Genomic DNA, 15,562 nt, shown 5'->3' on the forward strand with positions numbered 1-15,562 from the left:
AGCGCGAAGAATGAGACTTCAAAAAGGATGAAGGAGCGTAAGCGACCATCCTTGAAGGCTCATGCGTAGCGTGCGGCAAGCACACATCAGTATAGAAATTTTCTTAATGATAAAATTTATACCTGATGATTAGTTACTTGCTTAGGTAGGTTGAATACTTGCGGTCGAATGAATAATACTTGCATATATGGATAATTTACTTGCTCTAAATGCGTTTTACTTGTGAAAAGGAATAATTATCCTTTTATTGATGGAAATCTTTATACTACTAATGTGATAATCCGTTCCTTTAGAAATTCAACTCTATTTCATCGGTGAAAAATAGGATGTGTGCCTTCCAAGCCGCATGAGCGCGAAGAATGAGACTTCAGAAAGGGTGAAGGAGCGTAAGCGACCATCCTTGAAGGCTCATGCGTAGCGTGCGGCAAGCACACATCCGTATAGAAATTTTCTTAATGATAAAATTTCTACCTGATGATTAGTTACTTGCTTTGGTAGGTTGGATACTTGCGTTCGAATGAATAATACTTGTGGTCATGTAGATAATACTTGCATATATGGATCGTTTACTTGTTCTAGATGCAAATTTACTTGCGAAAAGGAATAAATATCCATTTATAAACGGAATCTTATATTTCTAATGTGACAATTCGTCCTTTAGAAATCCATTCTATTTCATCGGCGGAAAATAGGATGTGTGCCTTCACAAGTCGCATGAGCGCGAAGAATGAGACTTCAAAAAGGATGAAGGAGCGTAAGCGACCATCCTTGAAGGCTCATGCGAAGCGTGCGGCAAGCACACATCCGGATAGAAAGTTTCTTAATGATATAACTTCTACCTGATGATAAGTTACTTGCTTAGGTAGGTTGAATACTTGCGGTCATGTAGATAATACTTGCATGTATGGATAATTTACTTGCTCTAAATGCATTTTACTTGCGAAAAGGAATAATTATCCTTTTATTGATGGGAATCTTTATACTACTAATGTGATAATCCGTTCCTTTAGAAATTCAACTCTATTTCATCAGTGAAAAATAGGATGTGTGCCTTCCAAACCGCATGAGCGAAAAGAATGAGACTTCAAAAAGGATGAAGGAGCGTAAGCGACCATCCTTGAAGGCTCATGCGTAGCGTGCGGCAGCGCACGTAAGTTTAGAAGGTTTCTATATGGAAGATTCAAGTCACTACATAGTCACATTTGAGCTCATTTAATTCGTATTTAACGCAACAGATAACATATAATAAGGGCAGTGAAATATTATCGTACCAGTAGGAGGTATAATATGAAGAAAAAAGTTATTGGACTAGTAGTTATAGCTGCATTAGTAGCAATCGCAACAATATCCTTTGTAAGAGATAATATTGATGAACAAGAAGCATTTGCGGGCGAACAAATGGGGACAGATTTAGCGAACAATGCTGCAAACGAGGGCTTAGGAAAAGGAAATGCAGCACCTAATTTTACACTGACTACACTAGCAGGTGAGGAAGTCACACTCGCAGATTATAAAGGGAAGAAAGTTGTATTAAATTTTTGGGCAACCTGGTGTCCTCCTTGTAAAGCAGAGATGCCACATATGCAAAACTATTATGAAGATATGGCAGAGAAAGAAAATGTGGAAATTTTAGCGGTCAATTTGACAAGTACTGATACTGGTCTGGACAAAGTCAAAGCGTTTCAAGAAGATTATGCACTTAGCTTTCCTATACCTCTAGATGAGGAAGGTGTAGTTGGGGAAACATATCAAGCGATTACAATACCAACTACTTATATGATAGATACTACGGGAACCATTCAAAATAAGATTGTTGGACCGATGGACGAGCAAATGCTGACAGACTATGTGAGTAATTTAAAATAACAACCGATTTTTGAGCAAGTATTAAACTCCTGTTTTCACACATATATTAGTGGAAAAGTAGGAGGTTGAACTTGCGCAAAAGTCGGTTTTTTCTTTATGGTTTGTTAGTCGTTGTTATTTTAGGTATCGGGTATATGTGGTTGATGAAACCTTCAGCTACAGAACAAAAAAGTGTGAGCAATAGTCAAGTCATTGATGAAGCGTTCAAATTAATAAAAAAAGAGGCGGTATTCTCTAAAAATGAAAATCTGCTCGTTGAAGGTGCAATTCGTGGAATGGCAGATGCGTTAGAAGATCCACATAGTACGTATTTAACTAAGGAAGAAGCTGCGAATCAAGAGGCTTCACTTGCAGAAGAAAGAGTTGGAATTGGAGCGGAGATTATGCTCTCGGCAGGGAAATTTGTCGTGGTGGCACCTTTAAAGGATTCGCCTGCTTTTAAAGCTGGCTTAAAATCTCAGGATGAAATTGTTCGTGTGAACGAAGAAAGAGTAGAAGGCAAGTCAATGGCAGAGTTAATACAGCTGTTAAGTGGTAAAAAAGGATCTAACTTGAAAATGACGGTGTATCGAGCTAGTGAGAATCGCCATGTAGAATTACATATGAAACGTGATACGATTGCGATGCATACGGTTTCCAGTGATATTTATGAAGTAGAAGACTATTCAATTGGTATTGTGAATATCACTTTATTTGGTGAGAAGACTGGAGAAGAGTGGGAGAAACAAACGAAGGCATTAGTGGAACGAGGGATAGATGGGCTTGTAATTGATGTAAGAGGGAACCCTGGCGGCTATTTATTTAGTGTATCTACTATTATCGGTACTTTATTGCCGAATGGCTCCACTTTCGCCTATATGCAAGATGCAAAAGGTGTTTTGGAAATGCTTAATACTGAAACACAGGATAATCAGTATCTAAACAAGCTTCCAGTAGTGCTATTACAAAATGGTGGAAGTGCTTCCGCAAGTGAAGTGCTAGCTGGAGCATTGAAGGATAACCAGCGTGCGATGATTGTCGGAGAAACAAGTTTTGGTAAAGGGACTGTTCAGGAAACACGTCCACTGAAGAATGGTGGAAAGCTTAAAATCTCTACTCATAAATGGCTTACTCCAAAACAAGAGTGGATTCATCATAAAGGCATTCAAGCAGACTTACAAGTCGAACCTGATGAATTATATACAATGGATACAAAATATTATCAAGGTAATTTTCGTGTAGGTGACTTTGGGGAAGAGGTAAAGTATGTTCAACAAGTATTAGGTGCACTTGGTTATAATATAAGTCGCCAAGATGGATACTTTGATGAAGATACGGGAGCAGCAGTTGAAAAATATCGAGAGGAGAGAAGCTTGGATAAATTCAATGAGATAGATGATGCACTTTTTCAGTCATTAACAAAAACTATTCTGGATTATAAAACTAGTAGAGAAAATGATAAGCAGTTCCAAATGGGCATTAGTTATTTACTTCATGATATAAAATAACAAAGTAAATACGAAAATCCTATACGCAAAGCCCTCTCTGTTTGTTACAATAATAGGAAGTATAGTTGCAAGTGAGGGGGATGCGTATGGTGCAAGAAATTTTAATCGAATTGGTTAAAGGAATTGGACGTTTTTTCCTTCATCCTTCAGTATATATTACGCTTCTCTTCTCGATATTGATCGGATATGTTCGAGTAAAAAGAGAAAGAAGGCAGTTTCGCACAAGATTACTATGGGGATGGACAGAAACTAAGAAATTCTTGTTGGATGGATTAATTTGGGCGTTAATTATTTCTGTTGTCAGTGTAGTTGTGGGATTAGTTATTCCTAATTCTTGGCTATGGGTATATAGCGCGTGGATGATATTATTTATATTATTATTTACGTATCAGTTTGGTTCTGCGGTATACGCAATTGCATTAGGTACGGCAACAATCTATGCCATGTATACATATGGCTGGTCATTAGACTTATTTTCATGGACTATTTCTGGTTTGGATATTTTACAAAATGGGATTGTTCCAATAGCTATAATAGCGGGTCTTCTTCTTATTGTTGAAGGTGTTCTTATTCAAAAACATGGTGCTTCACAAGCTTCTCCAAAACTAGTGATGACTGCTAGAGGTGTAGAAGCAATCGTTTATCATGTAAAAAGATTATGGCTATTGCCTATATTACTTATAATTCCTGGTGATGTCATTCCGACTTATTTACCTTATTGGCCGCAGTTTTCGCTTGGTGAAACGACCTTTTCTTTGGTTTTATTTCCATTTGTAATTGGCTTCCAACAAAAATCTCAACATTCTCTACCCATTCATTTTTTCGCAGGATACGGAAAAATTGTTTGGCAATTAGGGATTGTTATAACGATAATCGCGGCTTTCGGTTATTTTGAGCCATTAGTTAGTGCAATTGCTCTACTAGTTGGAGTAATAGCAAGATTGCTTATAACAATCATAAAGTATCAACAAGAAAAAACAGGGAATTATGCTGTCTCACCACAATCGAATGGTGTTATGATTGCGGGTGTCCTGTCCGGTTCTCCAGCAGAGAAAATGGGGCTGTTAATAGGAGAACGTATTGTAAAAGTGAACGGACAAAAAGTTGAAAATGAACAGGAATTGTATGAAGCAGTTCAAATAAATGCCGCGCATTGTCGGCTTGAAGTATTAGATTCAAATGGAGAATTACGTCTTCGTCAGCACATATTATTTAGACATGATCATTATCGACTAGGTCTAATCTTAGTTAGATAGGAGAAACTATGGAATCACTATCACTCACAACTCAAATAATATTGGCTATTTTTGCTCCTGCAGCACTCGTTGTATTATTTACACGCATAACATTCAATCATTATGTTGCGTTAATATTAACCGTTGCATTATTCGCCGCATCAGTCTATGCAGGCTACACACATAGATGGTGGATTTATATGATCGACGCTGCATCACTTACAATCGGCTTCTGGTATAGTACTCATATGAAAACTAGTAAAAATAAAAAAAATCCGCCTCTTTGACGAGAGCGGATTTTTTGTTCTAAAAATTATGTGCGATTAAAATATTAAAATTAGTCAATTTCACAAGTGGTAATTAATAGAAAAACCCAAACAAAGTTGATTTATGCTCCAGGCGGACGCTTTCCGCGGGCTTGGCTTTAGCCTCCTCGTTCGCTACGCTCCCTGTGGGGTCTTCAGCTAAAGCTATCCCGCTGGAGTCGCCACCTTACACTCCAATCAATATAATGTGTAGTACTAAACTATAAGAATTAGCAAAGTATATCGCTGAGATATTAAGAGTCATCAATAAAAATTTTATAGGGATAAAACCTGTCTGCCCTATTAGGAATACTATTTTATAATAAAAGAAGAAGGTAAGTTTATTTATAAGAGTCAACTTGATCATTACTCTTATAAGATAAAAAAACTATATTTATGTGGTTTTATATCCATTTATCCGTTTATATAAAGTGGACCTAGTTGATTGGAGCGCAGAGCGGCGACTCCAGTGGGAACAGCACGAGCTGAAGACCCTGGACTTAGCGTAGCGAAAATCTTTTTTGCGACGAGCTTGCGCAGGAGCAAAGGAAGCGGCTGAAGCCGTGCCCACGGAAAGCGTCCGCTCGGAGCGGAAATCAAAGGCATAAATTTTATGTACGATTAAAATATCAAACTATATACAGCTAAAACTCCGATTGTACCAAGTACAACAACCATCACATTTGAAAATAGAAAAGCTAAGCCAAATGCCACAACCGTTCCTATTAAACCAAATAATAGATTATCCTGTTGTACATATAAAATAGCTGGAAAGATTAAAGCACCTAAGACCGCAAAAGGAATATTACGTAATACACCTGATACGACTGGAGGCAATTCTTTTCCCTCTAAAAAGGTGAGAGGAAACGCTCGCGGAATATATGTAACAAGAGCCATTCCAAGCAATGTCCACCAATACCACATACCCATTTGTTATACCCCTTTCGGTAAATTTTTTCCACGTTTTGCATAAATTATTTCAATAAAAATAGAAGAAGCCAGTGTAGCAACTAATATGGACCAACCAGTGGATAATAGCTGAGTCCAGTAAAAGAACCCATTAATCATAGCTGCTAAAAGAGCAAGCATTACTACTTTTCTATTTCCTCTCATAGAGGGTACAAGTAGTCCGACAAACATGGCATACAAAGCAATGGACATAGCTGCTTGTAAAAACGCTGGGAGATTTGCGCCGATGACATGACCAACTGCGGTAAAAACAACCCAGCTACTATAAGCTATTAATGCTACCCCAAATGCAAAAGGTGTAGCTATTTTCTTATCCTTTTGTGTAGCTAGTACAGAAAAACTTTCATCTGTGATTCCAAAAGCATAAATACCTTTGATCCACCTTTTTTCACTTTGCATCTTTTCGTTCAGTGCAGCCGTCATTAAGAAGTGACGAATATTAACGACAAACGTATTTAAAACGATTAAAATAGGGTCAACACCTTTTGAAATGAGTGTGAGGGACATATATTGCGCTGCTCCTGCATAAACGAAGATACTCATAGCTGTGGCTTCCCAAATTGAAAGACCAGTCGTTTTAGCAAGCAAGCCAAATGTTAGGGCAACTGGAAAATAACCAATTGCAATACTGATTCCAGCCTTTAATCCTGAAAGAAATGATCTATTATTCACAAAACGTTCACCACCTGAATACATAATCAACAAATTATACTATAAGAAGTGAGTTTTATGTACAGTAATATTGGGAATAGTATAAATATACATATTTGGAGGAGAGCCAAATGCCGGACTGGTTTTCAATAGAGACATTAACAGATTTAACACATGATTATCGAGCACTAGGACCACTAATTGGTATCCTCTTGCCGTTTTTGGAGGCCTTTCTCCCATTTTTACCATTAGTCGTTTTTATAGTTGCTAACGTCAATGCATATGGTCTACTGATTGGTTTTCTTATATCCTGGATAGGATCGGTTGCCGGTTCCTATGCAGTATTCTTAGTGATTCGAAAATATGGACGAGCTCGTGTCCTAGGTTTTATAACGAGGCATGTGAGAATTCAAAAACTTATAAAATGGGTAGAGAGAAATGGATTTGGACCACTCTTTTTACTCGTTTGCTTCCCGTTCACACCTTCTGCTTTAGTCAATATTGTTGCGGGACTTTCAGATATGAAAAAAAATACGTATTTCTGGACGCTGGCATTAGGTAAACTCATTATGATTTTTGTTGTCAGTTTTATTGGTTCAGACATTAAGGCATTGATCACTCAACCTATTAGAACAGCTATTGTCATTTTGCTAATTGCTATTCTATGGTTTGTTGGTAAAGCAATTGAAAAAAGAATAAATAAAAAAGTAGAAGCTGATTTTCGTTTAATCAGCGGCGAAAGAAAAAACAAAAGAGGAGAAAGTCTTGAATAATGTAAAAAAAGAAATGCTGGAATGGTTAATGGCATTAGTAATAGGTATCTTAATCGTGATGTTCGTCAGAATGTTCATTGTGACAAATTATGAGGTAGTGGGTCAGTCGATGATGCCAACATTGCATAATAAAGATAAAGTGATTGTGACAAAACTTTCCAAAATCGAGCATATGGATATTGTGATTTTCCATGGAGATCAGGGTGAAGATTATGTAAAGCGTGTCATTGGTCTACCAGGTGATAAGATTAGCTATGAGAACGATGAGTTGTTTATTAACAATAAAAAAGTAGAAGAGCCTTTTCTAGAATCTTATAGTGCATATGAAAATCCAAATGATAACTTCACAGGAAATTTTGAATTAGAGGAAATGACCGGAAGTAACCGGGTTCCACCTGATAAATTGTTTGTTTTAGGAGATAATCGTATTTCTAGCATGGATAGTCGATATTTTCACTTTGTAGATATTGAAAAAATTGTTGGTGAGGTGCAAGCACGTTACTGGCCGATTTCGCAGTCAACGACTCAATTCACTACCGAATAATTTCCCTCTCTGTAGTATGTTTTGTACAATAGAGATAGGAGATTATTCGGTTTTTTTTATTACTATATCAAATTTTGAATAAATTTCCCGTTCCGCAAGTAAATTAGCATCGAGAGCAAGTAAACAGACAGTAAGCGCAAGTAATTAATATAGTAAAGCAAGTAAAATCCTTAGGAACGCAAGTAATCAACATGACATCGCAAGTAACATGTGAAAGTTTAGGTTTTGATGTCTCTCTCTATTTAACCTTTTCAATTATCGTTATTATAAAATTTATTCTGCTCAATCTTATAGTTTATAACTACTCTCTAATTGAATGGAGTAACTTCGTTAGGTGAAGATCCCGCAGCGAAGACATTGGCCAAACTTTGTTTGGGCAATGTCTTTGCGCCGAGTAACCGCAGGAGCATATGTTTTCCAGCGAGGAGACTGAGGCAACGCCCGCGGAATGCGTCAACCTGAAACAAAATCACAACCTATAATTATTTTACATATAACCAAAAGAAAATTTCTTCCGAAAGGAGATTGAAAATATTGTCGCTACGAATAGTTAGTGGCCGATCAGGCTATGGAAAAACAACCTTTATCCACCAAGAAATAATCACAGAACTACAAAGAGCTCCTATAGGAGACCCGATATTCTACATAGTTCCCGACCAAATGTCATTTTCCAGTGAGTATGACCTTGCAGCAGAATCGGGACTTCCAGGACTAATTAGAGCACAGGTAACGACATTTAAACGATTAGCGTGGCGTGTTCTTCAAGAAACAGGTGGAATTGCCAAAGAAGAAATAAGTGGCTTTGGTTACCGTATGCTTATTCGGAGTCTGCTTGAAAATCACAAAGACGAATTTACGCTATTTAAGCGAGCAGCAACAAAAAGAGGATTCACCGATCAAATCGAAGTATTACTTAAAGAGTTTAGTAGATACTGCATGGATTACTCTACCATGGCAAATGCCCTAAACAATTTAGAAAATGTTAATGCCCCAAAAACGCTTATAGATAAATCCTCCGATATAATGCTGATGCTTGAAAAGATGGAACAAAAACTAGGAGTTAGCTATATTGACGGTGAAGGTTACTTAACATTACTAGCAACCAAAATAAAAGACTCTACACTACTTGCAAAAACAGATATATACATCGATGGTTTCACTTCATTCACAACAAGAGAATTAGAGATTATCGCGGAATTAATGAAACAGGTAAAGCGTATTACAATTGCTCTTCCAATTGAATCATTGCAGGATGCTGTAGATGAACAATCGCTATTCTATCAACCAGCAAATACATGTGCTAGGTTATTAGAAATAGCACAAACCGAACAAGTTGAAATCGAAAAAGCAGTACATCTGCATGAACAGAAACGCTTTATGTCAAAAGAAATTGCTCATATTGAGGAAAATCTGGATCAGCTTCCTCCCTTGCAAACAAAATCAGAAGGGAATATTCGAATAACAGAAGCTGCCAATCGTCGTGCAGAAATGCATGCAGTAGCAAGGCAAATACGAGAATTGATGCAACAAAAAAGTGTTCGTTATAACGAAATGGCTATCTTGCATAGAGATGCAGATACGTATGAAGGGTTGATCGAGACTATTTTCCCACAGTACGATATTCCAGTTTTCATTAGTAAAAAGAAACCGATGTTACATCATCCACTAATCGAACTTAGCCGGACCATTTTAGAAATAATTCGAACAGACTGGAAGTATGAACCAGTGTTTCGCGCAGTGAAGACGGATTTGTTTTTTCCGTTAGATGCCCCTAAAAAAACGTGGAGAGAGCGTGCGGATCGTTTAGAAAATTTTGTACTGGCATTTGGAATCTATGGTGATAGATGGTGGGATGAAAGACGTTGGGTTTATAAAAAATATCGTGGTTTAGAATTTTATTCCAAAGTGCAAACCGATGAAGAAAAAAGTATCCAAGCAGATATCCATACAATAAGAGATTTGATCGTTGAACCAATCAAAGACCTTTCCGATCAGTTGAAACAAAGTAAAACAGGGAAAGATTATGCAATAGCTATCTATACATTTATAGAAGCACTAAATGTATATGAAAAACTGCAAAGCTTGAAGCAAACTGAAGAAGAAAACGGCCAATTACTCCTCGCTTCCGAACATGAGCAAGTATGGAATGAGTGGGTAAATGTAATCGACCAATTTGTATTGATGTTTGGCGAGAAGGAAATGTCCTTGGAAGAAGTAGCCAAAATTTTAGATGAGGGATATGATCAGCTTGATTTTTCTAGCATTCCACCTACTATTGATCAAGTGATTGTTGGTAATGTTGATATCATTCGTCTAACGAATATAAAAGCGGCATTTGTACTAGGGGTTAATGATGGAGCTTATCCAAAGCGGATGGATCATGAAGGGATACTAACTGATACAGAGCGTGAATGGTTCATGCAAATTGGATTTGAACTTGCACCAACGTCGAAAGTGCGCTTGATGGATGAAAATTATTTAATCTATAAAGCATTTGTAACAGCTTCACATTTCTTATACGTATCTTATCCAATGGCAGACAACGAAGGGAAAGCACTATTACCTTCCATGTATATTAAAAAGCTACATCAAATGGTAAGTGATTTGCCTGTTGAAGTAGCTGTAGTCGATCCGAGCGATATGCTAACAGATAAATTAGATCTGACTTCTATTAGTCACCCACGACCTACTTTGCCTTATGTTATTACGCAGCTTCGAAGTGCTCTAGAAACAGGGGAATTACCAGAAGTGTGGCATTCGGTTTATCAGTATTATTTAATGGATCCTTATTGGTCGAAGCTAGTAAAAAGAATTACAAAGCCCTTAATACATGGCAATAAAACAGAGAAATTAAATGAAGAGATGACTGAAGCTCTATATGGGGAAACGATTATTTCCAGTGTATCTCGTGTAGAAAAATATTATAGCTGCCCGTTTGCACACTACGCATCTTATGGCCTGAAGCTAGAAGAACGTGCAGAATATAGATTAGAAGCACCACAAATGGGAGACTTATTCCATGCGGCGTTAAAATGGATTGCTGATGAAACGAAGCGTTTAGATTTACAGTGGTCTCAGTTAACTCGCCCACAATGCTACCAACTTGCTAGACAAGCAGTCGATTATATTGTGCCAGTTTTTGTACACCAATTATTATTAAGTACAAATCGATATCGATATATCCAACGGAAATTGGAGCAAATCGTTGCCAATACATTGATTGCCTTAAGCCAGCATTCTAAAGGATCCAGCTTTGTTCCAATTGCTATTGAAGCTGGTTTCGGTCCTGGTGAGGCGCTGCCTGCCTTGGAAATTCCACTGAAGCGTAATCGTAAAATGCAATTGCGTGGTCGAATCGACCGAGTGGATGCAGCTAACATTAACGGCAATATGTTTGTACGGATTGTCGATTATAAATCATCTAAAAAAGGAATTGATTTGAACGAGGTTTATCATGGTATTTCTCTTCAAATGTTAACTTATTTAGATGTTGCTGTTGAAAATGCCGATATATGGCTACATGAGGATGCTGATCCAGCAGGAGTATTATATGTGCATATGCATAATCCATTTATTCAGTCCCAAAAAGAAATGGAAGATGCAGAATTAGAGGATGCGATTTATAAATCATACAAAATGAATGGTCTACTACTCGATGATCCAGAAGTAATTATGGAAATGGACGACCAGATTTCAGGATTTTCGAAAGTGATTCCTGTACGTATGAACAAAGATGGAAACTTGTCGAAATCATCCTCCAAGGTAGTTGAGCCAGAGCAAATGAGATTGCTACAATCCTTTGTTCGTAAAAAGCATGAGCAAGCAGGAAATGGCATGAATGCTGGGGATACTCGCGTTCTACCTTACCGAATAAAAGATAAAATGCCTTGTAACTATTGCTCTTATCGTAGTGTTTGCCAATTCGACCCCGGAGATCCAGCTCAACAAGTACGTGTATTGAAAGTGGAGCAACCAGAAATAGTAGCAGAAAAAATACGAGAGGAGATGGGTTCAAATGAACATTCCTAATATGCCAGCAGAGCTAACATGGACAGCTGCACAATGGAAGGCAATTTGGGCTACGGGTTCAGATGTGCTCGTTTCCGCAGCTGCAGGATCTGGAAAAACAGCTGTCCTCATCGACCGACTCATTCAAAAGGTTATTGCGAAAGAACAACCTATCAATGTTGACGAGTTATTAGTCGTTACATTTACCAATGCTTCCGCTGCAGAAATGCGTCACCGAATGGCAGAGGCGTTAGAAAAGGCTATAGCAAACGATCCAACATCAAATCATTTACGAAAACAACTAAGTTTGATAAATAAAGCACAAATTTCTACACTGCATTCATTTTGTTTAAACATTGTACGGCAATATGCATATATGCTAACGATAGACCCAGGTTTCCGTATTGCAAATGAAACAGAAGCAGCAATCATGCGTGACGATATGTTAGCAGAAGTATTAGAAGAAGCTTATCATGTTGACAATCCGGAGGCGATGTACCGATTGTCTGATAGTTTCACCTCCGATCGTGACGATCAATCAATTGAAGTGATGATTGAAAAACTATATTCCTATTCGCGCGTTCATCCAGAGCCCCAAAAATGGTTGTTGGCAATTCCAGAAGCTTATGATCTGCCAGTAGATATGACTATAGACGAACTATCGTTTATGGGGCAGTTGAAGCTTGCAATCATCCATCATTTAGAAGAAGCGATCGCTGTAACCGAGGAGATTCGTAGACTTGCAAATGAACCAAATGGGCCAGCACCACTTGCAGAAACTGCTATGATCGATCAGCAAATGATTCAAGAGGCAGTAGATTTGATGAAGAATAGCTCGTGGCAAAGTGTTTTTCATTACTTCCAAGGCATTAAATGGGGAAGAGCAGCAGCCATAAAAAAAGATTCCTGTGATGAAGGAATGAAAAATCAAGCGACAGACAAACGGACTAAAGTGAAGAAAATTGTTAATGACTTAAAGGATAATTATTTTACACGAACTCCAGAACGGCTCTTGGAGGAAATGCGTTTAATGGCACCTCAGCTACAAAAACTAGTAGAACTGACTATAGTTTATGGAGAAAGGTATACTGCAGCTAAAAATGAAAAGGGGTTAGTCGACTTTTCAGATTTGGAGCATTATGCACTAGACATTCTATCCGAGCAGGATGAAAATGGTGAACTTATACCATCAGAAATTGCGAAGGAATATAAGTCCCGTTTTAAAGAAGTACTTGTAGATGAATATCAGGATACTAATCTACTACAAGAGACCATTTTACAGTTTGTGAAAAGTGGCGATGAAAATACAGGGAATATGTTCATGGTAGGCGACGTGAAGCAGTCCATCTATCGATTCCGTTTAGCAGAACCAATGCTATTTTTAGGGAAATATCTTGCATTCAATGATCTTCCGATTAATTCAGGCATCAAAATAGATTTAAATGCTAACTTCCGCAGTAGAAAGGAAGTGTTGCATGCAACCAACTATATTTTCAGTCAAATTATGGGTGAATCAGTAGGAGAAATTGTGTATGATGAAGCAGCATCGTTAAAGCCAGGAGCACCCTATGAAGAAACTGAAACGCCTGTTGAGCTTGCTCTATTATATGAAGTAGAAGATGGCAGTGCAGAACCGTTAGAGGAAGAGGAAGAAACGATAGAAGCAATTGCTGAAGAAGAGTTAAAAAAATCGCAAGCCGAAGCACGTTATATTATTTCAAAAATAAACGAGATGATTCACTCTAAACAAACTGTCTATGATCCATGGAAAAAAGCTCATCGTCCCGTCGAGTACAGTGACATCGTTATATTGATGCGCTCGATGACTTGGTCAGGAGAGGTTACAGAGCAATTTAAAGAAGCTGGTATTCCTTTGTACGCCGAACTTTCGAAGGGATATTTTGAAGCAATTGAAGTTCTTATAATGCTTCATACGCTTCGTGCAATAGATAATCCCTATCAGGATATATCACTTGCATCCGTTCTCAGGTCGCCATTTGTAGGACTTACAGAGTCAGAGCTCGCACTTATCCGTTTATCTGCTCCAAAAGAGCCTTTCTACGATGCATTAAAAACTTTTGTATCTACCGGAGGGCCGGGACTGTCTGCAGATACTGCTGAGAAACTACAAAGGTTCTTACTTCAATATGAGGATTGGCGCGATTTAAGTAGAAGAGGTTCACTTGCGGATTTAATATGGCAAATATACTTGGATACACATTACTACGAAATAGTAGGTGCTATGCCAAATGGTAAACAAAGACAAGCAAACCTTCGTATTCTTCATGACCGTGCAATCGATTATGAGAAAACTTCCTTCCGAGGACTGTTCCGTTTTTTACGTTTTATCGATCGTATGCGTAAAAGAGGGGATGATTTAGGTGCTGCACGAGCAATTGGTGAAAAGGAGAATGTTGTTCGTTTAATGACTATCCACTCATCCAAAGGGCTAGAATTTCCAGTTGTTTTTTTAGCTGGAATGGGTAGACCTTTTAACCAAATGGATTTTAATGAGTCCTACTTGTTTGACCAATCGTTTGGTCTTGCTGTTAAAGCAATTGATCCGGAAAAGCGTATTTCATTTACTTCATTGCCATTTTTATCTATGAAAGAAAAAAAGCAGATGGAGTTGAAGGCGGAGGAAATGCGGGTTTTATATGTGGCCATGACGCGTGCAAAAGAGCATTTATACCTCATTGGATCTATAAAAGATTTAGCAAAAACATTGGCAAAATGGCAAGATGCCCAAAACGTATTAAGTGATGAAATGCTGCCGGACTATATGCGTGCAAAAGCAAAAGGATATTTAGATTGGATTGGTCCAGCCTTATCAAGACATACAAATTTCCGCCAGTTATCGGATGTAAATGAAGCGAATATAGTGGATAGTGAATCGAATTGGAGAATTGTCGCTAAATGTGTAAATGATTTAAAGCATATTGTACAAGAGGAAGAAAAAGAGGCTGTTAAATTGGACCAGTTGATTGATCCAACACAAAATATATATTTAAAGAAGATTCAGGAACGTTTTGATACACCATACGTGCATGAAATAACTACTCTTAAACGATCAAAGCAAACGGTAAGTGAGATGAAAAGAATACAGCAACTTATGGACCAATCAGATGATGACTATTTTCAAATGTCTAGTCCTACTAGTCTGAAAAAGATTGCGAAGCGTCCATTTTTCCTTCAGCAAGAAGCAAAATTGACAGGGGCAGAAGCAGGTACTGCGGTACATGCTTTTATGCAAAACGTTGATCTTCACGAAGAAAAAAATGAGGAGCAGGTTCTGCTATTTGCAGAAAGACTGGCTGAAAGGGAAATTTTAACGAAAGCTGAACAAGCTGCGATTAATCCAAACAAAATGGTACCTTTCTTCAGCTCAGAAATAGCAAAACGTTTACGAAATGCAAAAGAAGTTATGAGAGAATTTCCTTTTACGTATGCACTCGAGGATAATGATGGCGACAAACAAATTATTCAAGGAGTCGTCGATTGCTTATTTTTAGAGGATGATGGACGTTGGGTTTTATTGGATTATAAAACGGATAAAGTTAAACATTTAGTTAGTAACGAGTCGTTATTACAGCAAGAAATGCAAAAACGTTATCAACTTCAATTGTCACTTTATACACAGGCAATTGAAGCAATTTTACAAGTAGAGATTAAAGAGAAAGTATTATACTTGTTTGACATAAATAGAACAGTGTCATTTTAGGGG

At 37.8% G+C, this 15,562-nt stretch carries 10 protein-coding genes; 8 read left to right on the plus strand and 2 right to left on the minus strand.

The features are described 5' to 3' along the window. Positions 1 to 1,287 precede the first annotated feature (1,287 nt). From MKY60_RS05200 to MKY60_RS05215, 4 genes are all read left to right on the plus strand, one after another. Entirely contained in the window at positions 1,288 to 1,866 is a 579-nt protein-coding gene (locus MKY60_RS05200) for a peroxiredoxin family protein (RefSeq protein WP_340928972.1), read from the plus strand. 71 nt (positions 1,867 to 1,937) lie between these two features. Next, positions 1,938 to 3,353 (plus strand): S41 family peptidase, encoded by a 1,416-nt coding sequence (locus MKY60_RS05205; RefSeq protein WP_090563284.1) that lies wholly within the window; start codon positions 1,938 to 1,940, stop codon positions 3,351 to 3,353. Positions 3,354 to 3,439: 86 nt separating this feature from the next. Continuing rightward, positions 3,440 to 4,609 carry a PDZ domain-containing protein gene (locus MKY60_RS05210; protein ID WP_093494257.1) on the plus strand — a complete coding sequence of 390 codons (1,170 nt, stop codon included), beginning with the start codon at positions 3,440 to 3,442 and terminating at the stop codon, positions 4,607 to 4,609. A gap of 8 nt (positions 4,610 to 4,617) precedes the next feature. Continuing rightward, a complete protein-coding gene (locus MKY60_RS05215; RefSeq protein ID WP_090563280.1) occupies positions 4,618 to 4,875 on the plus strand; it encodes a CsbA family protein in 258 nt (85 codons plus the stop codon). 639 nt (positions 4,876 to 5,514) lie between these two features. Here the strand turns inward: MKY60_RS05215 and MKY60_RS05220 are convergent. Further along, a complete protein-coding gene (locus tag MKY60_RS05220; protein WP_093494258.1) occupies positions 5,515 to 5,823 on the minus strand; it encodes an AzlD domain-containing protein in 309 nt (102 codons plus the stop codon). A gap of 3 nt (positions 5,824 to 5,826) precedes the next feature. Continuing rightward, a complete protein-coding gene (locus MKY60_RS05225) occupies positions 5,827 to 6,558 on the minus strand; it encodes an AzlC family ABC transporter permease (RefSeq protein ID WP_445677999.1) in 732 nt (243 codons plus the stop codon). An 86-nt stretch (positions 6,559 to 6,644) separates the two neighbouring features. On the opposite strand from MKY60_RS05225, the gene MKY60_RS05230 reads away from it, so the two are divergent. From MKY60_RS05230 to addA, 4 genes are all read left to right on the plus strand, one after another. Continuing rightward, on the plus strand, positions 6,645 to 7,286 hold the full coding sequence (locus MKY60_RS05230) for a TVP38/TMEM64 family protein (protein WP_093494260.1): 642 nt from the start codon (positions 6,645 to 6,647) through the stop codon (positions 7,284 to 7,286). Then, complete coding sequence (gene lepB, locus MKY60_RS05235; RefSeq protein WP_340928976.1) at positions 7,279 to 7,830, plus strand: signal peptidase I; 552 nt, start codon at positions 7,279 to 7,281, stop codon at positions 7,828 to 7,830. Before MKY60_RS05230 ends, lepB begins: the two co-directional genes overlap by 8 nt. Positions 7,831 to 8,364: 534 nt before the next feature. After that, a complete protein-coding gene (gene addB, locus MKY60_RS05240) occupies positions 8,365 to 11,859 on the plus strand; it encodes a helicase-exonuclease AddAB subunit AddB (protein WP_340928978.1) in 3,495 nt (1,164 codons plus the stop codon). Continuing rightward, complete coding sequence (gene addA / locus MKY60_RS05245; protein WP_340928980.1) at positions 11,846 to 15,559, plus strand: helicase-exonuclease AddAB subunit AddA; 3,714 nt, start codon at positions 11,846 to 11,848, stop codon at positions 15,557 to 15,559. The genes addB and addA overlap by 14 nt, the downstream gene beginning before the upstream one ends. Positions 15,560 to 15,562 lie beyond the last annotated feature (3 nt).

This window comes from Psychrobacillus sp. FSL K6-1415, from assembly GCF_038003185.1.
GTDB classification, from domain to species: domain Bacteria; phylum Bacillota; class Bacilli; order Bacillales_A; family Planococcaceae; genus Psychrobacillus; species Psychrobacillus psychrodurans.

Excerpts from the sequence above, each read along its gene's own strand:
- MKY60_RS05220 (WP_093494258.1), bottom strand. The coding sequence starts at position 5,823 with ATGGGTATGTGGTATTGGTGGACATTGCTTGGAATGGCTCTTGTTACA.
- MKY60_RS05210 (WP_093494257.1), top strand. The coding sequence starts at position 3,440 with ATGGTGCAAGAAATTTTAATCGAATTGGTTAAAGGAATTGGACGTTTT.
- MKY60_RS05230 (WP_093494260.1), top strand. The coding sequence starts at position 6,645 with ATGCCGGACTGGTTTTCAATAGAGACATTAACAGATTTAACACATGAT.
- MKY60_RS05215 (WP_090563280.1), top strand. The coding sequence starts at position 4,618 with ATGGAATCACTATCACTCACAACTCAAATAATATTGGCTATTTTTGCT.
- MKY60_RS05200 (WP_340928972.1), top strand. The coding sequence starts at position 1,288 with ATGAAGAAAAAAGTTATTGGACTAGTAGTTATAGCTGCATTAGTAGCA.
- MKY60_RS05225 (WP_445677999.1), bottom strand. The coding sequence starts at position 6,558 with ATGTATTCAGGTGGTGAACGTTTTGTGAATAATAGATCATTTCTTTCA.
- addA (WP_340928980.1), top strand. The coding sequence starts at position 11,846 with ATGAACATTCCTAATATGCCAGCAGAGCTAACATGGACAGCTGCACAA.